Source organism: Brachybacterium sp. AOP42-C2-15, from assembly GCF_052377065.1.
Lineage (GTDB): Bacteria > Actinomycetota > Actinomycetes > Actinomycetales > Dermabacteraceae > Brachybacterium.
In genome coordinates, this window is sequence record NZ_JBQSWK010000006.1 from 34299 (window position 1) to 55577 (window position 21279).

Annotated in this window: 18 protein-coding genes; 13 read left to right on the forward strand and 5 right to left on the reverse strand. The window is 68.9% G+C overall.

Features of this window, described 5'->3' with window-relative positions; genetic code table 11:
• The first annotated feature begins 25 nt into the window (after window positions 1-25).
• Both xylA and xylB read left to right on the forward strand, forming a co-directional pair.
• Window positions 26-1219 carry a xylose isomerase gene (xylA, locus tag ACT3SQ_RS04770; protein WP_444599188.1) on the forward strand — a complete coding sequence of 398 codons (1194 nt, stop codon included), beginning with the start codon at window positions 26-28 and terminating at the stop codon, window positions 1217-1219.
• A gap of 352 nt (window positions 1220-1571) precedes the next feature.
• Complete coding sequence (gene xylB / locus ACT3SQ_RS04775; RefSeq protein WP_444600877.1) at window positions 1572-2963, forward strand: xylulokinase; 1392 nt, start codon at window positions 1572-1574, stop codon at window positions 2961-2963.
• Window positions 2964-3063: 100 nt separating this feature from the next.
• On the opposite strand, the gene ACT3SQ_RS04780 is transcribed toward xylB, so the two are convergent.
• The 3 genes from ACT3SQ_RS04780 to ACT3SQ_RS04790 all read right to left on the reverse strand — a co-directional run bounded on the left by ACT3SQ_RS04780 (window position 3064) and on the right by ACT3SQ_RS04790 (window position 6010).
• Window positions 3064-4023 carry an ankyrin repeat domain-containing protein gene (locus ACT3SQ_RS04780; RefSeq protein ID WP_345076119.1) on the reverse strand — a complete coding sequence of 320 codons (960 nt, stop codon included), beginning with the start codon at window positions 4021-4023 and terminating at the stop codon, window positions 3064-3066.
• Between the two features lie 36 nt (window positions 4024-4059).
• Window positions 4060-4344, reverse strand: a complete 285-nt coding sequence (locus ACT3SQ_RS04785) for a hypothetical protein (protein ID WP_444600878.1) — start codon at window positions 4342-4344, stop codon at window positions 4060-4062.
• 70 nt (window positions 4345-4414) lie between these two features.
• Window positions 4415-6010, reverse strand: a complete 1596-nt coding sequence (locus tag ACT3SQ_RS04790; protein WP_444600879.1) for a glycoside hydrolase family 30 protein — start codon at window positions 6008-6010, stop codon at window positions 4415-4417.
• A 357-nt stretch (window positions 6011-6367) separates the two neighbouring features.
• On the opposite strand from ACT3SQ_RS04790, the gene ACT3SQ_RS04795 reads away from it, so the two are divergent.
• Complete coding sequence (locus ACT3SQ_RS04795) at window positions 6368-8050, forward strand: extracellular solute-binding protein (protein WP_345076123.1); 1683 nt, start codon at window positions 6368-6370, stop codon at window positions 8048-8050.
• A gap of 6 nt (window positions 8051-8056) precedes the next feature.
• Here the strand turns inward: ACT3SQ_RS04795 and ACT3SQ_RS04800 are convergent, their stop codons facing one another.
• Window positions 8057-8707, reverse strand: coding sequence for a TetR/AcrR family transcriptional regulator (locus ACT3SQ_RS04800; protein ID WP_345076125.1), 651 nt, complete (start codon window positions 8705-8707; stop codon window positions 8057-8059).
• A gap of 50 nt (window positions 8708-8757) precedes the next feature.
• Between ACT3SQ_RS04800 and ACT3SQ_RS04805 the strand changes: the two genes are divergently transcribed.
• The 5 genes from ACT3SQ_RS04805 to ACT3SQ_RS04825 all read left to right on the forward strand — a co-directional run bounded on the left by ACT3SQ_RS04805 (window position 8758) and on the right by ACT3SQ_RS04825 (window position 14800).
• Window positions 8758-9948: a glycoside hydrolase family 5 protein gene (locus ACT3SQ_RS04805; RefSeq protein ID WP_444600880.1), complete on the forward strand. Its 1191-nt coding sequence runs from the start codon at window positions 8758-8760 to the stop codon at window positions 9946-9948.
• Complete coding sequence (locus ACT3SQ_RS04810; RefSeq protein WP_345076127.1) at window positions 9945-10961, forward strand: ABC transporter permease; 1017 nt, start codon at window positions 9945-9947, stop codon at window positions 10959-10961. Before ACT3SQ_RS04805 ends, ACT3SQ_RS04810 begins: the two co-directional genes overlap by 4 nt.
• Window positions 10961-11902, forward strand: coding sequence for a carbohydrate ABC transporter permease (locus ACT3SQ_RS04815; protein WP_345076128.1), 942 nt, complete (start codon window positions 10961-10963; stop codon window positions 11900-11902). Before ACT3SQ_RS04810 ends, ACT3SQ_RS04815 begins: the two co-directional genes overlap by 1 nt.
• A 107-nt stretch (window positions 11903-12009) precedes the next feature.
• Window positions 12010-14436 (forward strand): glycoside hydrolase family 3 protein, encoded by a 2427-nt coding sequence (locus tag ACT3SQ_RS04820; protein WP_444600881.1) that lies wholly within the window; start codon window positions 12010-12012, stop codon window positions 14434-14436.
• Between the two features lie 22 nt (window positions 14437-14458).
• Window positions 14459-14800 (forward strand): hypothetical protein, encoded by a 342-nt coding sequence (locus tag ACT3SQ_RS04825; protein WP_444600882.1) that lies wholly within the window; start codon window positions 14459-14461, stop codon window positions 14798-14800.
• 248 nt (window positions 14801-15048) lie between these two features.
• On the opposite strand, the gene ACT3SQ_RS04830 is transcribed toward ACT3SQ_RS04825, so the two are convergent.
• The gene (locus ACT3SQ_RS04830; RefSeq protein WP_444600883.1) at window positions 15049-16074 is read right to left on the reverse strand and encodes a Gfo/Idh/MocA family protein; all 1026 of its coding nucleotides are present in this window, start codon (window positions 16072-16074) and stop codon (window positions 15049-15051) included.
• A 560-nt stretch (window positions 16075-16634) separates the two neighbouring features.
• Between ACT3SQ_RS04830 and ACT3SQ_RS04835 the strand changes: the two genes are divergently transcribed.
• The 5 genes from ACT3SQ_RS04835 to ACT3SQ_RS04855 all read left to right on the forward strand — a co-directional run bounded on the left by ACT3SQ_RS04835 (window position 16635) and on the right by ACT3SQ_RS04855 (window position 21152).
• Window positions 16635-18353 (forward strand): sodium:solute symporter family protein, encoded by a 1719-nt coding sequence (locus tag ACT3SQ_RS04835; RefSeq protein ID WP_425548329.1) that lies wholly within the window; start codon window positions 16635-16637, stop codon window positions 18351-18353.
• A 136-nt stretch (window positions 18354-18489) separates the two neighbouring features.
• Complete coding sequence (locus ACT3SQ_RS04840) at window positions 18490-18618, forward strand: putative transporter small subunit (protein WP_345076133.1); 129 nt, start codon at window positions 18490-18492, stop codon at window positions 18616-18618.
• A 154-nt stretch (window positions 18619-18772) separates the two neighbouring features.
• A complete protein-coding gene (locus ACT3SQ_RS04845) occupies window positions 18773-19222 on the forward strand; it encodes a DUF2871 domain-containing protein (protein ID WP_441444644.1) in 450 nt (149 codons plus the stop codon).
• A 137-nt stretch (window positions 19223-19359) separates the two neighbouring features.
• Complete coding sequence (gene glpX / locus ACT3SQ_RS04850; RefSeq protein WP_441444643.1) at window positions 19360-20346, forward strand: class II fructose-bisphosphatase; 987 nt, start codon at window positions 19360-19362, stop codon at window positions 20344-20346.
• 116 nt (window positions 20347-20462) lie between these two features.
• Complete coding sequence (locus ACT3SQ_RS04855) at window positions 20463-21152, forward strand: NUDIX hydrolase (RefSeq protein ID WP_441444642.1); 690 nt, start codon at window positions 20463-20465, stop codon at window positions 21150-21152.
• Window positions 21153-21279: the final 127 nt, after the last annotated feature.

Here is a 21279-nt window from a genome sequence, read left to right on the forward strand (position 1 = left end):
ATACGCAACGACGAAGGAGCCTTCCATGGCCGCCCCCACCCCCACTCGCGACGACAAGTTCTCCTTCGGTCTGTGGACCACCGGCTGGGAGGCCCGTGACCAGTTCGGTTCCGCCACCCGCCCGCCGCTCGAGCTGAGCGCCCACATCCGCAAGCTCTCCGAGCTCGGCGCCTGGGGCTTCACCTTCCACGACAACGACGTGGTCCCCTTCGACGCGACCCCCGCCGAGCGCCAGACGATCATCGACCAGCTGAAGTCCGTCACCGACGAGACCGGCCTCGTGATCGAGATGGTCACCACCGACACCTTCGCCCACCCCGTCTTCAAGGACGGCGCCTTCACCTCCAACGACCGCGACGTGCGCCGCTTCGGCCTGCGCAAGGTCCTCGCGAACGTGGACCTCGCCGCCGAGCTCGGTGCGAGCACCTTCGTGATGTGGGGCGGCCGTGAGGGTTCGGAGTACGACGGCTCCAAGGACCTCTTCGCCGCGCTCGAGCGCTACCGCGAGGGCCTGGACACCGTGGCCGGCTACATCAAGGACAAGGGCTACGACCTGCGCATCGGCCTCGAGCCCAAGCCCAACGAGCCCCGCGGCAACATCTTCCTGCCCACCGTGGGCCACGCTCTGGCCTTCATCGAGCAGCTCGAGCACGGCGACATCGTGGGCATCAACCCCGAGACCGGCCACGAGCAGATGGCGACCCTGAACTACACCCACGGTCTCGCCCAGGCGCTGTGGAGCGAGAAGCTCTTCCACATCGACCTCAACGGCCAGCACGGCCCGATGTACGACCAGGACCTCGTGTTCGGCCACGGCGACCTGATCTCCGCGTTCTTCACCGTCGACCTGCTCGAGAACGGCTTCCCGTCGAAGCCCGGCGCCTACGAGGGTGCCCGTCACTTCGACTTCAAGCCCTCGCGCACCGAGCACGAGCAGGGTCAGTACGACTCCGCCGCGGCGAACATGGAGATGTACCTGATGCTGAAGGAGCGCGCTCTCGCGTTCCGTCAGGACTCCGAGGTCCAGGAGGCGCTGAAGTACTCCGGCATCGAGGAGCTCGCAGAGCCGACCCTCGCCGAGGGCGAGTCCCTCGCGGACCTGCTCGCGGACCGCTCCACGTTCGAGGACTTCGACGCGGACAAGGCCGGCGAGCGCAACTTCGGCTTCGTGCGCCTGCAGCAGCTCGCCATGCAGCACCTGCTCGGCTTCCGCGCCTGATCCGACTCACTCGACCCGCCCGACTCGCTTGCCTCACCCGGCTCGCTCGAGCTTCCGAGCTCCCGTGAGTTCTGCGTGATCGCGTGCCCGTTGTGTGACCGCCGCGGGATTGTGCGCTGAGGACCTATACGGGACACCGATATAGGTCCTCAGCGCACAATCGTCGGGAGCAGCTCGCGCTGCGCCCGGCTCGCGCCCGGCTCGCGCTGCACCCGGCTCGCGCCTCCGCTGCGGGGCATATCCTCGCCCCAGCGCCACTTCACTGCTGCACTGCTTGTTCAGCACCCATGTGTTCAGCACTCATCTGCTCCAGCACGCTCCGCTCCAGCACTCACGACGGAAAGGCCCTCTGATGGCACCCCTGGTCCTCGGCATCGACTCCTCCACCCAGGCCACCAAGGCCCTCCTCGTCGATGCGGACTCCGGTGAGGTCCTCGAGCAGCGCCGCGCCGCCCACCCCGAGGGCACCGAGGTCGATCCCCGCGCCTGGCTCGCGGCGGTCGACGAGGCCGCCGGCCCGCTGCTGGAGCGTGCCGACGCGGTATCCGTCGGCGGCCAGCAGCACGGCATGGTGCTCCTGGACGCACAGGGCGAGGTGGTGCGCGATGCGCTGCTGTGGAACGACACCCGCTCCGCGCCCGAGGCCCAGACCCTGATCGAGGAGATGGGCGGGCCGGAGGCCTCTGTCGAGGAGATCGGCAGCCTGATGGTCGCCTCCTTCACCGCCTCCAAGCTGCGCTGGGTGCGGGACCACGAACCGGAGAACGCGAAGCGCGCCGCCAGCGTGCTGCTCCCGCATGACTACGTCTCCCTCCATCTCGCCGAGCAGGGCGCCGCGCCCTTCACCGACCGCGGCGACGCCTCCGGCACCGGCTACTACTCCACCCGCACCGAGGCCTGGGCGCCCGAGCTGGCCGAGCGGGCGCTGGGCACCGCACTCGCGCTGCCCCGCCTGCCCGGCGCCCCCCAGGAGGTCATGGCCCGCACCGCCCGCGGCGCCGTGATCGCCGCCGGCACCGGCGACAACATGGGTGCCGCGCTCGGCCTCTCGCAGGGCCCTGGCGACGTCTCCGTCTCGATCGGCACCTCCGGCGTCTGCGCGATGGTCAGCCCCACCCGGCCCGGCGATGCGAGCGGCACCGTCACCGGCTTCGCGGACGCCACCGGCAACTTCCTGCCGATGACCACCACCATCAACGCCTCCCGCATCCTCGAGGCCGCCCGGGCGCTGCTCGGGGTGGAGCACGAGGAGCTCTCCCGCCTGGCGCTGGCCTCCGTGCCCGGCGCGAACGGGGTGACCCTGCTGCCCTACTTCGACGGTGAGCGCACCCCGAACCGTCCCACCGCCCGCGCCACCCTCACCGGGATGAGCACGGCGACGACCCGGGAGGACGTGGCTCGCGCCTATGTCGAGGGACTGCTGTGCTCGCTGGCCGACGGGATCGCTGCGCTCGAGGACCGCACCGGCACCGCCGCCGCCCGCATCACCCTGATCGGCGGCGCTGCCCGCAGCCAGGCCGTCCAGCAGCTGGCTCCTGCGATTTTCGGCCGCGAGGTGACGATCGCCCCCGAGGGGGAGTACGTCGCCCTCGGTGCGGCTCGCCAGGCCGCCTGGGCGCTCTCCGGCGCTGGCGAAGCGCCGACCTGGAGGCTCAGCGGGTCCCGCACCGTCGGCGCCGAGCCCACGCCTGAGGTGCTGGGCGCGTACCGCGAGCTGAAGGACCGCACCGAGAGCTGGGGCTGACGGACACGCGGCACCCCTCGTCGCGCACCCTTCCTCGAGCACGATTCCTTGAGCATTGCTCCACGCGCACCCGCGGTGACCGCTGCCTGCGAGGAGACTGCTATCTGCGGTAGGACTGCGGCGGCAGGGTGATCGGTGCCGGGTGCCGAGCCACCCAGGCGACGACGAGGTCTCGTAGCCGCGCGAGCTCGATGTCGTCGGCCGCGCCGCTGCGCATCGCACGGGCCAGCTCTGCCAGCTCGGCAGCCGCGAGCTCGGGCGAGGTCCCGGAGGCGTCTGCGGTGGTGGCCGTTGCTGCGGTGGACTGTGCTGCGGAGGCGGTATGGGCACTCAGCAGCGCGGGCAGCGCAGTGATCATGCGCGCGAACTCCGTATCCCAGTTCGCGCCGCCGGTGCCATGGATCTCGGCGGTCACGCGGCCGACGATGCGCACGGCTTCGCCCTGCACGGTGTCGGCCGGTCCCATGCCGGGAACCAGCAGATCCCAGAGCTCGGAGAACTGCTCGACGGGGGAGTCCGCGCGGGTGTCGATGGGGGAGGTGCCGTCGTGGCGCACGACCTCCGCGGCCGGCACGACCCCGAAGAGCCGGCACAGCTCCTGGACGGCGGCGCCCGTCTCCTCGACGGACTCGGGGGCATAATCTTCGCGGATCCGCTCGAAGTCCTCGCTGAGGGCGCGCACCTCCTCGCCGATCCCCTCGGGGATCTGCGCCCCAGTTGCGAGGAGCAGCTGCACGGACTCGGTGACCTCGGTGATCTCGTGGGTGCTCGTGCGCCGCAGGCGAGCTTCGAGGGCGGTCTCGCCCTCCTGATCCAGGGCGTTGACGTCGATGCCCGCCTCGAGGAGGGTGCGCACGTGCCCGGGATGCATCATGGCCCCGAACAGGGCCGTCTGTCCGCTGGCGTCGCGGGCATGGAGGTCGGCGCCGAGCTGCAGGATCAGCGTCGGGTTGCCGCGCCAGGAGCCCGCGTGATGATGCAGAGGGGTCTCGCCGTACGCGTCGGGCTGGTTGATGTCGGCGCCCTGCTCGACCAGCCACACCACCAGCTCGTCCGGCACTGCGAAGAACGAGAGCGCCGGCGTCCCGGACGAGGATCAGCCCAGCGGACTCGTCGCGATGAGTCCCACCACTACGAGCAGCAGCGCCACGGCGCCCAGGATGGCACCCGCGAGTGCGGGGAGCATCCGCGGGGCCCGGCCGGCGTCGTGGTGGCCGACGCCGACGACGCCGCAGACGACCGCGACGACCGCGATGGGCACGGCGACCAGGTCACCGATCACCGGGATCAGCGCGCACGCGATGGCGAGCAGACCGAAGGCCAGGGCATATCCGCCCGAGCGGTGTGTCCGGTGCCCGCCGGTCGCGGGATGCTCTGCCATGGGGTGAGAGTAGTGCCGGGCACTGCTCGCCGCACGCCCGTTCACCGCCTGGCCGCGCACCGTCGAGGGTTCACCGCCCGCCGCGCACCCGCTGGTGCTCGGTCAGCACGAAAGTGGCGAGTGTCCAGCCCGGCAGCTCGGCCGTGAGCACCCGGTCGCCGGCACGGACCGTGACGGCCCGCGCCGGAGCGTCGTTGTGCAGGACCACCACGAGGGAGCCGTCGGCCCGCCGTGCCGCGACGTTCGGCAGGCCCAGCGGGGCGGTGGAGGCGACGGTCGGGGTGCCCGGAGGGAGGAACCGGCTGTGGTGGGCCATCACGTACAGCTCCGCATTCGGGATCAGCTCACCGGTGGATTCCTCGATCTGGAACAGGCCGGTGCCGTTGGTGAAGGTCGCCGGTCCCGGTCCGCCGTCCTGGTCGAGCACGAGGTTGAAGAGGATCACGCCGCGGTGGTGATGACGCAGCGCAGGCAGGAAGAGCTGGTTGGACATCCACCAGATCCCGTCGGCGAAGTCGCCCTCATAGGGTTTCGCGGGATCCTGGGTGCCGCTCTGCTCGGTGAACCACAGCGGAGCCTCCGGATGCGCCTCGTGCAGCGGGTCCACCGCGTCGGCAGTTCCGGCGTACGCATGGAACGCCGCGCCCACCCGTCCGGGATCGTCGAGTCCGGTGGCGCGGAGCTCGTCGAGCACCGCCATCGGGTAGTCCACCCGGTCCCAGTTGTGGTCGTAGGACAGCACCGCCGCCGACGAGCCGCGCTGGTCGAGCTCTCCGAGCAGCTGGCCGATCACCTCGGCCTGCACCTCCGCCGTCATTCCCATGCAGGGGTACTGCGCTGTCTCGTGGAGCGGCTCGTTCTGCACCGTGACCGCGCTGACGGTGAGGCCAGGGACGGCCTGCTCGTAGGCCTGCAGGGAGCGGGCGAGGTAGTTCGCCCAGGTCTGCCGGGTCGCCCCATCGTCGAGCAGATGGCCACCGATGAGTGAACCGCTGGTCTTCATCCACGCGGGAGCGGACCACGGCGAGATGACCACGCTCAGGGTCCCCGCGATCTCGACGATATCCCGCAGCACCGGCAGGATCGTCTCCTCGTCACGGCTGATGTCGAAATGCGCCAGCGGATCATCCGCCGGGCCCTGCTCGTCGGCGAAGGTGTAGTAGGTCGAGGCTCCAGCGTCAGGGGCGAAGTCGCTGGTCCCGAGCGGAATCCGCAGGGCGGTGAGGCGCAGCGGACCGGTGGGGGAGAACATCCCCCGGAGCAGTTCCAGGCGGCGGGGGCGTGGCATCCGCAGCAGCAGCCAGGCCGCGGAATGGGTCAGCGCCGGCCCGAAGCCTTCGAAGGGATGGCCGGGATCCTCAGGGTCCACGTCGATCACTGCCGAGCTGGTCTGGGCGGTGGTGGCGACCTGCTCCCAGACGATCTCGCGCTCGCCGTGGGTCGCCACCACCCCGCCGGTGCGGTCCACGCGGTGCTGCTGCGCGAGCATGCCCCTCCGCCCCGGCGCCCGGTCCTGACCGCGAGAGAGGGCGCCGACGGAGCGGCCCCGCGGATCTGATCGATCGGGCGGCCCGTCGGCCCCCGCGGCGGCAGGTGCGAGGACACCTGCCCCGGCGGCGAGACCGAGGGTGGCCAGCAGGGTGCGACGGGGATGACGAGTGGTCATGGGGTGCCCTTTCCGGAGCGATCGCCACCGCTGCTCTGCGGTGGTCGGTGCTGTGCGACCCGGCGCCGCGGGAGGGAGGAGAACGCCCTCTAACGGGTGGCCGGGATGGAACGGCGCCGACGCTAGCGTGCTCGGCGGGCAGGCCGCCAGCCCCCGAGTCTGTACAGAACACCAGGTCAAGGGTGTGATCAAAGACCTGCTCGCGCGCGCGAGATTCCGTCGGAAGCCGTTACCCGATCGTGACGACCGGAGTCACAGACAAGCCTGCGGCGTCCCTGTACGCTCCTCGACATGAACGCCTAACGTTCGTTAGGTGTTTGGCTGATCCCGTTCCTGTCGACCTCAAAGGAGAGCGTCATGACCAACGTTTCGCCTCGCCCGTTCCGCCCCTCCCGCCGTGCCGTCTTCGGACTCGGCGCGACCGCCCTCGCCGTCAGCGGGCTCGCCGCCTGCGGCAGCTCCTCCGGAGGAGGATCCGGCTCCGGCGGCTTCGAGGAACAGGCGCTCACGCTGCCCACCCACGTCGAGCCTCCGGTCCCGGAGGGCGGCATCGCCTCCGAGGTGGAAGGCATGCCGATGATCTTCACCTCGCCCCTGAAGGAGTACTTCACCTCCGTCGACGAAGCGCCGGGCACCGGCGACGAGGTCACCACCTTCCAGGTCCTCTGGGGCGCACCGCCGCGCCCTCGCGAGCAGAACGAGTACTGGCAGGCCCTGGAGGAGCGGCTGAACGTCACCTTCACCCCCACGCTCACCGCGGCCGACGGATACAACGACAAGTTCTCCACCACCATCGCCTCGGGCTCGGTGCCGGATCTGTCCTTCGTGCAGGACACCGATGCGATCGGCCAGCGCGCGCTCGCCGATGGAGCCTTCGCGGACCTCTCCGAGGTGCTCTCCGGGGACAACATCCTCAAGTGGCCGAACCTGGCCAACGTCTCCACCAACGCCTGGCAGGTCTCCGCGAAGAACGGCCACATCTACGGCGTCCCGAACGAGAACCCCTTCCTCACCAACTTCCCGCTCGTTCGCGCCGACCTGATGCGTCTGGCGGGTCACGACTCCATGGGGTCCACGGCGGAGGAGTGGCTGCAGGTGATGACCGATATCGCCGGCCTCGGCACCGCGCACGGCAAGCAGATCTGGGGCATGTCCACGATCGGCGGCAACGAGCAGGCCATGTTCGAGTGGATGTTCCGCGCGGGCACCACCTGGCAGCTCGATGACGCCGGCAAGGTCACCAATGTGCTGATGACCGATGCCTTCGAGCAGGTCATGGAGTTCGAGAAGCAGCTGTGGGATGCCGGGGTCATCCACCCCGACGGGATCGGCGGCGAACTGCCGGATCTATTCACCACCGGGCAGATCGCCCTGACCATCGACTCCTTCAACGGCTTCTTCGGGAACCCGATCATCGGCCAGGTCGTCGACTCCACCCCGGAGGCCGAGCCCGAGTTCTTCGTGCCGCCGGCCTTCGATGGCGGGGACATCGTCATCCAGCGCGACGACGGCTACTGGGGCATCGTCGCGATCTCCGCCGAAGCCGCCGAGGACGAGGCCCGCCTGCACGCCCTGCTGGGCGTGATCAACTACTGGCGTGCCCCCTTCGGCTCCCAGGAGGCCCTGTTCATCGGCTCCGGCACCGAGGGCGTGAACTATGAGTTCGGACCGGACCACGAGGTCGTCGGGCTCGAGGACGAGCAGGCCGACGCGGACCGGGCGGCGCTGCAGTGGCTGGGCGCCTTCAACTCGCCGATCTTCTCGATCGGCGCCACCCTCACCGACTACGTCGACAACTTCCGCACCACGATGGAGCAGCTCGTCTCGGCGACCGTCCCGAACCCGGTGGCCGGGACCATCGCACCCAGCGCCGCGACCCTCAACGCGAAGCTGGATTCTCTGAACGAGGACTATCGCAACGGCTTCATCACCGGTCGGCGCCCGCTCAGCGAGCTGGCGGCCTACCGCGAGGCATGGCTCAGCGGCGGCGGGCAGACCCTCTGCGACGAGTACACCGCAGCGCTCGACGAGGCGTCCTGAGCGATGTCAGTGCTCATCGCCCATCGCGGAGCCGCTCCTGAGGTCGGCGAGCAGGGCCCGGATGGTGCGACGGGTCACCGCGGTCATATCCACGGCGCCGGGGTCGAGCAGGAACTGGTACTGCACGCCATCCATCACAGCCACGATCGCCGCCGAGGTCTCCAGGACATCGGCCTCGGCGATCGTCGGATCCGCGACGGCGGTGAGGATCGCGTCGCGCACCATGACCCGCAGCCCCGCGAGACGATCCCGGAAGTAGGACTGCGCGGGATGCCCCTCGGTGATCGATTCGCCGAGGAGCACCGCGTACAGCTGGGTCAGCCCGCGGTTGGCGGTGTTGGCGGCGGCGGTGTCGCCGAGGTGGTCCAGCGCCGCCTGCCCGCCGGCGTCGAAGGACGTTCCCCCGATGTCCCGCGAGACGTCGTCACGGTAGTCGATCAGCTCTGTGAGCAGGGATTCCTTGTTCCGGAAGTGGTGCAGGAGGCTCGGGGCGGAGATGCCGACATCTTCGGCGATCGCCGCCAGCGTGGCCCCCGCGTAGCCGCGCTGGCCGATGGTGCGGGCGGCGGATTCGAGGATCTCCTTGCGGCGCAGCGCAGAGCGACGAGCTCGGGGGCCGAGGGAGGCATCGGCCGGATCCATGGAGGCGCTGGGCATGTTCGGCACCTTAGCGCCTCCGCTCGATGGCCAGGAACAGGAGACCAGGGATGACGCAGTCGAGGTATTACCGGCGCGAGGGGGCGAGCATCGTCGCTCCTGAGGGAGCGCTCCCCTTCCGGCGCGGCATGGGGCTGGGTGGCTGGCTGCTGCCGGAGGGATATATGTGGGACCTGGAGGGACCGGTCGATTCGCCGCGCCGCATCGAGCAGCTCGTCACCGAGCTGCTCGGGGCCGCCGCCGCCGCGGAGTTTTGGGCGAAGTATCGAGCGCGCTTCCTCACGGCGCAGGACATCACCCAGATCGCGGCTGCCGGTTTCGACCATGTGCGGCTGCCGCTGAATGCCCGCGCGCTGTTCGACGGCCACGATCTGATCGACGAGGGCATCGCGCACGTTGATCGCACGATCGACTGGTGCCGCGCGGCGGGGATCAGCTGCGTGCTGGACCTCCACGGCGCCCCCGGAGGCCAGACCGGCGAGAACATCGACGACTCACCGCGTCGCCTGCCCGAGCTCTTCACCGACCCCGCCGCCTACCAGCAGGGGCTGCGCCTGTGGCGGCTGCTGGCACAGCGCTATGCCGATGAGCCCACCGTCAGCGCCTATGACCTGCTCAACGAACCGCTGCCGGAGAAGCACGCAGCCCTGGTGCCGCGGCTGGCGGAGTTCTACCGCGACGTGATCGCGGTGATCCGCGAGGCGGACCCCCACCATCTGCTCTCCATCGAAGGCTGGAACTGGGCGACCCGCTTCGAGGGGATCGATCAGATCTGGGACGAGAACTCCTGCGTCCACTTCCACAAGTACTGGTCGGAACCGACGACTCAGAGCATCCAGCAGCATCTCGATCTTCGCGACCGGCTGGGCCTTCCGCTGTGGATGGGGGAGAGCGGTGAGAACGACGATCAGTGGTACTCCGACGCGTTCGGCCTGTTCGAGCAGCACGACATCCCCTGGACGTTCTGGACCTGGAAGAAGATCGCCCGCGGCACCTCGCCGCAGATCATCACCCCACCCGAGCGCTGGGAGGAGATCATCCGCTTCGCCGCTGGTTGGGGGACGTCCGAGCAGGGACCCGCGCCCTCGCACGCCCAGGAGATCTTCGACCAGCTGCTCGAGAACCTGCCCGTCGCCCGGTGCACCCCGCGCGAGGCCGTTCTCGACGCGCTCCCGGGGATCTCCAGCCCCTCACCCACCACCCGCGCCCCCGGCGCGGCCCAGGAAGGAATCCTTCGATGAGCATCGGAGCACGGGACGTCGAGTCCCCGGCGATCGCGCAGGCGGTCGCGAGCGTCCCCGAGGAGAGTCCCACGCACCCCGAGCCACCTGCGGGGCCACCGCGCCCTCGGTCCCGGTCCCGGTGGCAGCGGATGAAGCGCGAGTGGCAGATGTATGTGTTCATCGTGCCCGGTGTGCTGTTCTTCCTGCTGTTCGCCTATGTCCCGCTCGCGGGCAATGTGGTCGCCTTCCAGGACTATTCCGCGTTCCGGGGCGTCTTCGAGTCCGAGTGGGTGGGACTGCAGAACTTCGCGAACCTCTTCACCGACGACGAAGTGCTGCGCGCCGTCGTCAACACCCTGGTCATCTCGCTGCTGCAGATCGTCTTCGCGTTCCCCGCACCGATCATCCTGGCGCTGTTCCTGAACTCCCTGCTGGGGGAGGGGATCAAGCGGATCATCCAGACCGTCGTCTACCTGCCGCACTTCATCTCCTGGGTGATCGTGATCGCGATCTGGCAGAAGATCCTCGGCGGTGCGGGCCCGGTCGCCCAGCTCTTCGAGGCGATCGGGATCCACGGCGTCAACATCATGACCAACCCCGAGACGTTCAAGATCCTCGTGGTCAGCCAGGTGATCTGGAAGGACATCGGCTGGGGGACGATCATCTTCTTCGCCGCGATCTCGGCGATCCCGACCGAGCTGTACGAGTCCGCCGCGACCGACGGCGCCGGCTCCTGGCGGCGCATGTGGCACATCACCCTGCCCGGCCTGGTGCCCGTCATCTCCCTGCTGCTCATCCTCACCGTGGGCAACGTGCTGACCGTCGGCTTCGAACAACTGCTGCTGCAACAGCCCGCTGTCGGCGCGAATGCGGCGCAGGTGCTGGACACCTTCGTCTACTTCCGCGGCATCGCCGGCGGTGACTGGGGGCTCTCCGCGGCCGCCGGACTGCTCAAGGGCGTCATCGCCACTGTCCTCGTCATCTTCGCGAATCGCATCGCGAAGAGCCTCGGAACCGGAGGAATCTTCTGATGGCCGTCATCGACCAGATCGCCCAGCCCGCCGCGCCCCGCCGCGCGAAGGGCCCCCGCCGATCCCCAGGGCGTCCGCCCTGGATGGGGACCCCCTCGCCCACGATGCAGGCGCTGAAGGTGGCGGCCATCGCGATGATCGCCGTGGTGATGCTCTACCCGTTCCTGTACGTCATCCTGTTCTCCTTCGCCGACGCCGGCTCCGTGACCTCCGGGCAGCTGATCCCGACGTCGTTCTCCAGTGCGGCCTATGAATCGATCTTCGCCGGCGGCGTGGTGACCAGGTCCCTGCTGGTCACCGCAGGGATCACGATCGTCGGCACCCTGCTGTCGCTGCTGTTCACCTCGACGCTCGCCTATGGGCTCACCCGTACCCGCGATGTCCCCTATGCGAAGAGCGCGATGGTGCTGGTGCTGTGCACGATGTTCTTCGGCGCCGGGATCATCCCGAACTACCTGCTGATCAAGCAGCTGGGCCTGCTGGACAGCTACTGGGCACTGATCCTGCCGGGGCTGATCAGCGCCTTCAACATGATCGTGATGCGCAACTTCTTCATGGAGCTGCCCAGCGAGCTGCTCGAGTCGGCTCGCATCGACGGGGCCAGCGAGTTCCGGATCTTCGGCTCGATCGTGCTGCCGCTGTCCAAGGCGGTGCTCGCGGTGATCGCCCTGTTCTATGCCGTCGGCTACTGGAACTCGTTCTTCAACGCCCTGCTCTACATCAACGACACCACGAAGTGGCCGATCCAGCTGGTGCTGAACCAGTACGTCGTCCAGGGCAATGCGATGAGCGATCTCCAGGCCCCGGACCGTCCCGCCCCGCCTGCCCAGACCGTGCAGATGGCGATCGTGGTGGTCGCGACGATCCCGATCCTCATCGTCTATCCCTTCGCGCAGCGGTTCTTCACCAAGGGTGTGCTCACGGGGGCGATCAAGGGCTGACCCTGCATCACCCGGGGCCCCTGCCCTTCCTCACCCCTGGCCCGTCATCGGCCTGCTCCATCCCGCGGCCCGCTTCTGGCGGTGCCGCTGACGAAAGTGCCTGCACCATGACCGACACCCTGCTCTCGCAGACCTCCACCGCCGTGACCGCCGCTGCTCCCGATGCAGAGCAGCGCGTCGACCCCGAGCTGGCCTCCCGAGCCCGCTCCCTTGCCGCCCGCGGCACCATCCTGCTGCGCAACGACGGCGTGCTGCCGCTGTCACAGGGTTCGCGGGTGGCCGTCTTCGGCCGCATCCAGAAGGACTGGATCGCGGTGGGCTACGGCTCCGGCGGCGATGTGAACCCGCCGTATGTCACCAACCTGCTGGACTCCCTCCGGGAGGGCGGCGAGGTCATCGTCGACGAGGAGCTCGCCGCCCTCTACGAGGCCTTCTCCGCGCAGCATCCCGCAGATCCCGGCCAGGACTGGGGGCAGTGGCCCCGCTCCTTCCCCGAGCCGGAGCTCGCGGCGGGCATCATCGCCGCCTCCGCCGCGCGCAATGACAGCGCCGTGGTGGTGATCGGCCGGGCAGCCGGCGAGGACCGTGACAACGTCCTCGAGCCGGGCGCGTACTACCTCTCGACCGCGGAGAGAGAGCTGCTGGACCAGGTCACCACCAGCTTCGAGCGCACCGTGGTGCTGGTGGATACCGGCAACGTCATCGACCTCTCCTGGGTCGAGGACTTCCCGCTCTCCGCAGTGCTGCTGGCCTGGTCCGGTGGGATGGAGGGCGGGCGCGCCGCGGCCGACGTGCTCACCGGGGTGGTCGAGCCCGGCGGACGCCTGACCGACACCATCGCCCACCGCTACGAGGACTACCCCTCGGCCGGGAACTTCGGTGACCCGGAGGTGAGCGAGTACGTCGAGGACATCTTCGTCGGCTACCGCTACTTCGAGACCTTCGCACAGGAGAAGGTGCTGTTCCCCTTCGGCTTCGGGCTCGGCTACAGCTCCTTCGAGATCGCCGCGTCGGGAGTCGCAGCCACCGACGCCGGACTGTCCGTGCAGGCCACCGTCACCAACACCGGAGCGCGCAGCGGCTCCGAGGTCGTCCAGCTCTACGTCCAGGCCCCGGATGGCGCGCTGTCGAAGCCTGCCCGCTCCCTCGCCGCCTTCGCCCGTACTACCGAGCTCGAGCCCGGCCAGAACCAGAACGTTCCCCTCACCGTCCAGCTCGAGGACCTGGCCAGCTACGACGACACCGGCGCGACCGGACACCGCAGCGCCTGGGTGCTCGAGCCGGGGGAGTACCGCGTGTTCGTCGGCACCGACGTGCGCCAGGCAGCCCTGGTCGGCTCGGTCCAGGTCGGGGAGCTGAGAGTGGTGCGGCAGCTGGAGGAGGTCGCCGCGGTCCAGCCCGGCCACGGCTTCGACCGGATGGTGGTGCGCCGCGGGGAGGGCGGCGATGCGCAGGTGAGCTGGGAGCCGGTGCCCACCGCAAGCGTCGATCTCGCCCAGCGGATCCTGGACCGGCTCCCGCCTGCGCTCGACCTCGTCGAGGGCGCGGAGGGAAGCTCTGAGGTGAGCTTCGAGGATGTGCTCGCCGGGCGTGCGGAGCTGTCGGACTTCGTCGCGACGCTGAGCCCCGAGGAGCTCACGAGCCTCGCCTACGGCGACCTCGTGATGGACAGCCCCCTGGGGGCTCCCGGGAACGCCGGAACGCTGGGCGGGGTGACCGAAGCCCTGCGCAGTCGCGGGATTCCGCCCGCGACCACGACCGACGGGCCCTCCGGGCTGCGGCTGGCGACGATCGCCGCGCTGCTCCCGTGCGGCACCGCGCTCGCATCCTCCTGGGATGTCCAGGCGGTGCGCGAGCTGGCGGTGCTGCATGGTCAGGAGATGCTCGACAAGGGGTCCGACATGATCCTCGCCCCCGGGATGAACATCCACCGCGATCCCCTGTGCGGGCGGAACTTCGAGTACTTCGCGGAGGATCCTCTGCTCACCGGAGCGATGGCGAGTGCGATCGTGGCCGGGGTGCAGTCCCAGGGGGTCTCCGCCTGCCCCAAGCACTTCGCCGCCAACAATCAGGAGACCCAGCGCACCGTGAGCGACTCCCGGGTCTCCGAGCGTGCCCTGCGGGAGATCTACCTGCGCGGCTTCGAGATCCTGGTCCGTGTCGCGCCCCCGCAGAACCTCATGACCTCGTACAACCGCATCAACGGGGTGTGGGGTCACTACCACTACGACCTCGTCACCACGGTGCTGCGCGGGGAGTGGGGCTACGACGGCAATGTCGTCACCGACTGGTGGATGCGCAACGAGCCCGATCCGCACTTCCCGGCCCTGCGCGACAGCGCCTACCGAGTGCGGGCGCAGGTCGATGTGCTGATGCCCGGGGCGAAGGTCCACTTCGGGACCACTCGGGACGACGCGATCATGGACTCCTTCGCCCGCGAGGACGGCCTCACCCTGGGGGAGATGCAGCGCACGGCGAGCAACGTGCTGCGCTACCTGCTGCGCAGTGGCATCGTGGAGCGCCGCGAGGAGTGAGCGGCCGAACTCCGCGACAGGGGTGGACACGCTCCGCATCGCGATCGAAGCGCAGGCAGGACGTCAGGCAGCCGACGCGCCGAGCGCCGAGCCCGTCGCCCCGGAGATCACGGGCCTTGCCGCCAACAGCGAGGTGCTGGGCGCCAACGGGATGATCGCCGTCGTCACCCGTCTGCCGGGCAGTGAGAACGAGCTCAGGATCACGGTGACTGAGACCTATCTCGACGGAACTTTCGACGAGCGGATGAAGACCTTCAGGATTGCGAACAATGCAGCATCCAACTACCGGGTGGGGAGCAACTTGGTCTTCGTGGACACCAAGGGCAATACAACGGTGCGCTCCGTCGAGCTCTCCCGCGGCTGAGGAGACAGAACTGGTCGCAGAGGGCTAGGGCGAGCGATTCCTCCGCGCCGTCGCGATGGACAGGTGCCCCGGCCCGGGCTGCTGCTCGGCCGCGAGCCCGGAGTCCTGCAAGCCCGAACTCGTCGACCAGCGCCGCGCCGGCGGAGCAGTCCGGGCCCCGTCGGTGCGTCGACGGGGCCCGGAAGGCAGGGGGCCTGCGGTCCTGCGGTCGCCGCAGAGCTCAGGCCACCGGGTTCAGGACGGAGAGCTCAGGCGCCCGCGCCCACGCCGCTCAGCCGATAGGCCTCCTTGAGGATCTCCAGCGAGGCCATCGCCTCCTGCGGACCGATCCAGAAGGGCTCGGGGTCCTCGAGGTGCTCGTAGAAGTCCCGGATCAGCAGCTCGTGGGAGACGCCCCAGTAAGAGCGGCCGCCGGAGGTGACCGAGCGCTCGCCGATCGTGTCCACTCGCCCGTCGGCCCAGCGGATGGTGAGCCCGCCATCGGTGCCGCCGCGCAGCGTCACGTAGGCATTCTCGCAGTCCAGCTCGACCTCGACGGGGCGGTGCTGGGGCGCGGTGAGGGTGGCGTAGAACGAGGTGGTCACGCCGCCCGGGTGATGCAGCAGCAGCTCCGCGGTGTCCTCGACCTCGATCACGTCCCCATACTTGCGGGTCGCGACATGCCCGTCGGTGCGCTCCACGCCGCCCAGCAGCCACTGCACCAGGTCCAGGGTGTGGATCGCCTGGTTGATCAGCAGGCCACCGCCGGAATTCGCCCAGGTGCCGCGCCAGGGCTTGGCACGGTAGTAGTCCGCGCTGCGGGTCCACACCACCGAGGCCCAGGCCCCGCGCACCGCGCCGAGCTCACCGGAGGCGAGCAGCTCGCGCAGGCGCTCACTGGCGAGGTTGTAGCGGTTCTGGAAGCAGATGCCCACCTTCGGAGCATCGGGACCCGCGCTCTTCAGGGCGTCCACCAGGCGCTGTCCTTCTTCGAGGGTGTGCGCGAGGGGCTTCTCCTGCAGCACATGCACCCCGGCGGCCAGCGCGGTGAGGGTGGGGTCGATGTGCTCGTCGTGCGGGGTGGTCACGTGCACCGCGTCGGGCTTCAGGGCATCGATCAGCTCCTGGGTGCTGGTGAAGCCGGGGACCCCGGTGGCCTCGGTGGCGCGGGCGAGCGCCTGCGGGTCAGTGTCGGCGACACCCACCAGCTCGAGTCCCTCGATGTCCCGGATCGCCTCGAAGTGCACGACCGAGACGTCGCCGCACCCGATCAGTCCGATGCGCCTGGCGCTCATGTCTCCTCATTTCTGGCCGCACCGATGCGACCGACGTCGATGTCCGCACTTTACGTGGGGCGTCTGCGGGAGAGCGAGTAGATGCCATCGGATGCATTCGACGCTTCTGGGGAGGGTGCAGACGGGGAGGAGGCGGGCGAGCAGACGGGAAGGATGCAGGCGAGCAGGCGAGGGGAACGCAGAGTGCATCGACATGCAGATCGACCGAAAAGCTACCCGGAATCAGTTTGTCCGACAAAAAGTTTACCCGCTGTGACCTGCATGGTTTATCGATATGTTACCCACGCGGTAGCCAAGCGGCATGCACTGTGCGAGTATCTATACGGCTCCACGTGCGATGTGAGCCGCGGACCGTCCCGGGAGGGCCGAAGAGCTGCGGCCGCCGTCCCGTCCCCGGAGCAGGCGCCAGGCGCCGCCCGGGTGGACGAAGAACGGCTCGTGCGAGGGGGTCGATTGCCGGTCGGCCCCGCAGGGCTCCGCCCTGATGCCAGCGCGCTCTGAGCAGCGTGCGCGGATGACCGGTTGCAGGAGACCAGTTGTCCGCAATGAAAGGAAGCCCAGTGCCGCCCGCGCCCTCAGGTGAGATCGTCCAGCTCGGAATCGTCGGAGTATTGCTCCTTCTGATCCTGTTCTACGGCGCCACGATGTGGATGTCCGTCTCCATCTCCCGCAAGAAGGAGAACGCCGACGACTACATGACCGCCGGCAACAAGATCGGCTTCGGCGTCTCCGCCGCCTCGATGACCGCCACCTGGATCTGGGCGTCCTCGATGTACGCCTCGGTCACCGCCGGCTACACCTATGGCGTCTCCGGCCCCATCCACTACGGGCTCTGGGGGGCGCTGATGATCCTGTTCATCTACCCCTTCGGCAAGCGGATCCGCAAAGTCGCCCCGCGCGCCCACACCCTCGCCGAGGTGATGTACGCCCGCCACGGCCGCTCCTCGCAGCTGATGCTCGCCGGCTCCAACGTGCTCGGCTCGGTCATCTCCCTGACCTCGAACTTCATCGCCGGGGGCGCGATCATCGCGATGCTCTCCCCGCTGAACTTCGGTCACGGCATCCTCATCATCGCCGCCGGGGTCCTGATGTACACCCTGTGGTCCGGCTTCCGCGCCTCCGTCCTCACCGACTTCGCACAGGTGGTGGCGATGCTCGGCGCTGCCGTCATCATCATCCCGGCCGTGTTCCTCCTCGCCGGCGGCCCGTCGATATTCGCCGAAGGTGTGGCAGCCGGCCACGTCACGCCGCAGCAGGAGAGCTTCTTCTCCTCCGACGCCTTCATGAACCAGGGTGCGCCGTATATCGCCGCCGTGCTCGCCTACGCGATCGGCAACCAGACCATCGCCCAGCGCCTCTTCGCCGTGCGCGAGGACCTCATCAAGCCCACCTTCATCACCGCCACGATCGGCTACGGCGCGACCGTGATCGGGATCGGGATGCTGGGCGTGATGGCGCTGTACCTGGGCGTCGAGCCCATGGGCGGCGATGTGAACAACCTGATGCCGCAGATGGTGGGCACCTACCTGCCCGTCGCGCTGGTCGCGCTCGCATTCATCATGATCATCGGCTCGCTGTCCTCGACTGCAGACTCCGACCTGGCCGCGCTCAGCTCGATCGTGATGACAGACATCTACGGCCAGTCCGTCGGCCGCAAGAACGTGAACCCGAAGCTGATGATCCTCATCGGCCGCCTCACGATGATCGTCGCCACGGGCCTGGCCCTGTACTTCGCCACGGCGAAGTTCAACATCCTGGACCTGCTGGTCTTCGTCGGCGCGCTGTGGGGCTGCCTGGTGTTCCCGGTCATCGCCTCCTTCTACTGGAAGAAGGTCACCAACAAGGCGTTCACGCTCTCCGTGATCGCCGCCCTGGTGGTGTTCCTGCCGGTGCGGTTCACGCTGATCCCGATCACCGGTGCCTGGGCACTGGTGGTCGAGCTGCTCGCCATCATCGGCGTGGGCGTGGTGCTCGGCATCATGAGCTTCGGCTTCTTCGGGAAGCGCGTGGCCGTGATCGTCGGCGTCGTCTCCATCCTCGCAGTGCTGCCCTTCGGCTTCGGCTACCTGCGCGACTTCGAGACCCTCTCCGGCTCGCTGGTGGCCTACTCGGTCTCCTTCCTGGTCTGCTACCTGCTGAGCTTCCGGTCGACGCAGAACTTCGACTTCTCCTCGATCCGCAAGGTCACCGGCGATTTCGACGACGAGACCCTCACCGCCGATGAGGACATCGACCTCCCGGGCGCCACCGCTGCTGTGGGGCGTTCGACCGACAGCTGATCAGCCCGTCCACGGCAACTGCGCCACCCCTTCGTGGCGGCTGCGCCATCCATTCGCGGCAACCGGACCGGCCGCCGCTCCGTCCCCCGCGTGACCGTGCTCCGGCCGGTCCGCACCCTCTGAGAGGAGAACAGTCATGACCGCTCTGCTCACCATCTACGTGCTGATGTGGCCCGTGCTCGTGCTCGGCATCCTGATCACGATCGTCCGCGGCTTCGCCAAGGACGCCAAGGAAGCCCGCGACGAAGGCCGCATGATCGTCTGATCCGGGACTGTCTGACCCGGTCCCGGGCCATGCACCACGACGGCGCCCGTCGCCCCCGCACTGTCGGGGACGGCGGGCGCCGTCCTGCACGGACCAGCGCAGATCAACCCTTTGGCCGATCACAGGACTCGGCACGCTTTCTAGTGTTGATGACATGAACCGACTGCTCAGCACCTCATTCGTCTACATGATCCTCGGCGTCGCCTCCGGCCTCTTCTACCGCGAGTACACCAAGGCCACCGACGCTCTCGGGGTCGACACCCAGCTCAGCACCCTCCACACCCACTTCCTAGCGCTGGGGATGCTGGTCTTCCTGATCGTGCTGGCTCTGGACGCGGTCTTCTCCCTCACCGGCCGCCGCTCCTTCACGGTATTCTACTGGACCTACAACATCGGCCTGCTGCTCACCGTGGTGATGCAGGCCGTGCGCGGCATCCTCACCCTCGACGGCCAGGACCCCGCGACCACCACCGCCGCGATCCCCGGCATCGCGGGCCTCGGGCACATCATCCTCACCGTGGGACTGTTCGCCCTGTTCGTCTCCCTGCGCGCAGCCCTCAAGGACCGCACCGTGGCAGCGGAGCGGGAGTCCGTCACCGCCTGAGGGCGAGGGGCCCCGAGTCTCCTCGCGCGCACTCCGCTCCGGGTAGAGTCCGAGGAGCACGTCAGGCACCGCTCGGCCTGTCGAGACGGCAGGTTCGGGCCATGACATCGCCCTGAACTCGACGACGAGGAGACCTCATGATCACCCCCGCCTCCAATGCTCCCGACCGCAACCTCGCCCTTGAACTCGTCCGGGTGACCGAGGCGGCCGCCATCGCCGGAGCGCGCTGGGTCGGTGCGGGGGACAAGAACCGGGCCGACGGCGCAGCGGTCGACGCGATGCGCTCCTTCATGGACACCGTGCAGATGAACGGCACCGTCGTCATCGGCGAGGGGGAGAAGGACGAGGCCCCCATGCTCTTCAACGGTGAGTCCGTGGGCGACGGCACCGGCCCGGATGTCGACGTCGCGGTGGATCCGATCGACGGCACCCGACTGACCGCGCTGGGCTATAACAACGCGCTCGCGGTGTTCGCGGTCGCCGAGAAGGGGAGCATGTACGACCCCTCGGCCGTGTTCTACATGGAGAAGATGGTGGTGGGCCCGGAGGCCGCGGAGTTCGTGGACCTCCGGCTCCCGATCGAGCAGAACATCAAGCTGGTCGCCAAGGCGCTCGGCAAGCCGGTCAACCAGGTCACCGTGTGCGTCCTCGAGCGGCCGCGGCACGAACCGCTGGTCGAGCAGATCAGGGCGGCCGGGGCGCGCGTCAAGTTCATCATGGACGGCGACGTGGCAGGGGCCATCGCGGCGGCCCGCGGCGCCGGCGTCGACATGCTGCTGGGCACCGGAGGCACCCCGGAGGGCATCATCGCCGCCTGCGCGGTCAAGGCCACCGGCGGCATGATCCAGGGCCGGCTGGCCCCGATCGACGATGACGAGAAGCAGAAGGCGATCGACGCCGGGCACGATCTCGACCGCGTGCTGACCACAGATGACCTGGTCGCGACGGATAACTGCTACTTCGCGGCCACCGGCATCACCGATGGCGACCTGCTGCGCGGCGTGCGATACCGAGGAGACCGCATCGTCACCGAGTCGATCGTCATGCGCTCCACCTCCGGCACCGTGCGCATCGTGGAGGCCGAGCACCGCGCGGAGAAGTGGGACCGCTGGCTCACCGACTGAGCTCCGCGGTGGACTGAACTCGGTGCCGGAGCTCGGAGGCCGACCGTGCGGTGGCTACCTGTGAGTCGCCTTGCAGTTGAAGTCAATCTGACCATAACTATGCTTAATCTGGACACATGGCTCCCACCGCATCCGAGATCCACGTCGCCGTCGACCTCACCGTCCTGACCCTCCGGGACGGCGTGCTGAACGTGCTGCTGATCCAGCGCGAGGACGAGCCCCACCGAGGTGCCTGGGCGCTTCCCGGCGGATTCATCCAGCACGGCGAGGATCTCGATGCGGCCGCTTACCGGGTGCTGTCCGATGAGGCCTCGCTCGGCAGCGGCGCCGTCCATCTCGAGCAGGTGCGGACCTTCGGCACCCCCGGGCGTGACCCCCGCGGCCACGTCGTCTCGGTGTCCTTCATGGCGCTCGGCGCGGATCTCCCGGATCCCCGTCGCGGCGATGACGTGGCCGATGCCCGCTGGTGGGCGCTCGAGGACCTCGGCGAGGTCACGCTGGCCTTCGACCACGCCGCCGTGCTCGAATCCTCGATCGAACGGGCGCGCAGCAAGCTGGAGTACACCACCCTGGCCGTCACCTTCCTGCCCGAGGAGTTCACGGTCTCGCAGCTGCGCGGGGTCTACGAGAGCGTCTGGGGGACCACCCTGGATGCCGGCAACTTCCACCGCAAGGCCACCCGCACCGACGGCTTCCTCGTGGAGCTGGACCGGCATGCCGCACCCACCGGGGGGCGCCCGGCGCGCCTCTACTGCGCGGGTCAGGGCAGCTACCTGGTGCCGCCGCTGCTGCGCAACGGCGACTGAGGCCGCAGCTGCGGCGTCGTCCCCGTGATCGGGGTGTAATTGCGGCCTTCTGAGCGTCCGGCCTGCTGACCCTGGCCCGCTGACCCGCTGACCCGCTGACCCGCTGACCGTGACCCGCTGACCCGCT

Excerpts from the sequence above, each read along its gene's own strand:
- xylA (WP_444599188.1), top strand. The coding sequence starts at position 26 with ATGGCCGCCCCCACCCCCACTCGCGACGACAAGTTCTCCTTCGGTCTG.
- xylB (WP_444600877.1), top strand. The coding sequence starts at position 1,572 with ATGGCACCCCTGGTCCTCGGCATCGACTCCTCCACCCAGGCCACCAAG.
- ACT3SQ_RS04785 (WP_444600878.1), bottom strand. The coding sequence starts at position 4,344 with ATGGCAGAGCATCCCGCGACCGGCGGGCACCGGACACACCGCTCGGGC.
- ACT3SQ_RS04790 (WP_444600879.1), bottom strand. The coding sequence starts at position 6,010 with ATGACCACTCGTCATCCCCGTCGCACCCTGCTGGCCACCCTCGGTCTC.
- ACT3SQ_RS04795 (WP_345076123.1), top strand. The coding sequence starts at position 6,368 with ATGACCAACGTTTCGCCTCGCCCGTTCCGCCCCTCCCGCCGTGCCGTC.
- ACT3SQ_RS04800 (WP_345076125.1), bottom strand. The coding sequence starts at position 8,707 with ATGCCCAGCGCCTCCATGGATCCGGCCGATGCCTCCCTCGGCCCCCGA.
- ACT3SQ_RS04805 (WP_444600880.1), top strand. The coding sequence starts at position 8,758 with ATGACGCAGTCGAGGTATTACCGGCGCGAGGGGGCGAGCATCGTCGCT.
- ACT3SQ_RS04810 (WP_345076127.1), top strand. The coding sequence starts at position 9,945 with ATGAGCATCGGAGCACGGGACGTCGAGTCCCCGGCGATCGCGCAGGCG.
- ACT3SQ_RS04815 (WP_345076128.1), top strand. The coding sequence starts at position 10,961 with ATGGCCGTCATCGACCAGATCGCCCAGCCCGCCGCGCCCCGCCGCGCG.
- ACT3SQ_RS04820 (WP_444600881.1), top strand. The coding sequence starts at position 12,010 with ATGACCGACACCCTGCTCTCGCAGACCTCCACCGCCGTGACCGCCGCT.
- ACT3SQ_RS04830 (WP_444600883.1), bottom strand. The coding sequence starts at position 16,074 with ATGAGCGCCAGGCGCATCGGACTGATCGGGTGCGGCGACGTCTCGGTC.
- ACT3SQ_RS04840 (WP_345076133.1), top strand. The coding sequence starts at position 18,490 with ATGACCGCTCTGCTCACCATCTACGTGCTGATGTGGCCCGTGCTCGTG.
- ACT3SQ_RS04845 (WP_441444644.1), top strand. The coding sequence starts at position 18,773 with ATGAACCGACTGCTCAGCACCTCATTCGTCTACATGATCCTCGGCGTC.
- glpX (WP_441444643.1), top strand. The coding sequence starts at position 19,360 with ATGATCACCCCCGCCTCCAATGCTCCCGACCGCAACCTCGCCCTTGAA.
- ACT3SQ_RS04855 (WP_441444642.1), top strand. The coding sequence starts at position 20,463 with ATGGCTCCCACCGCATCCGAGATCCACGTCGCCGTCGACCTCACCGTC.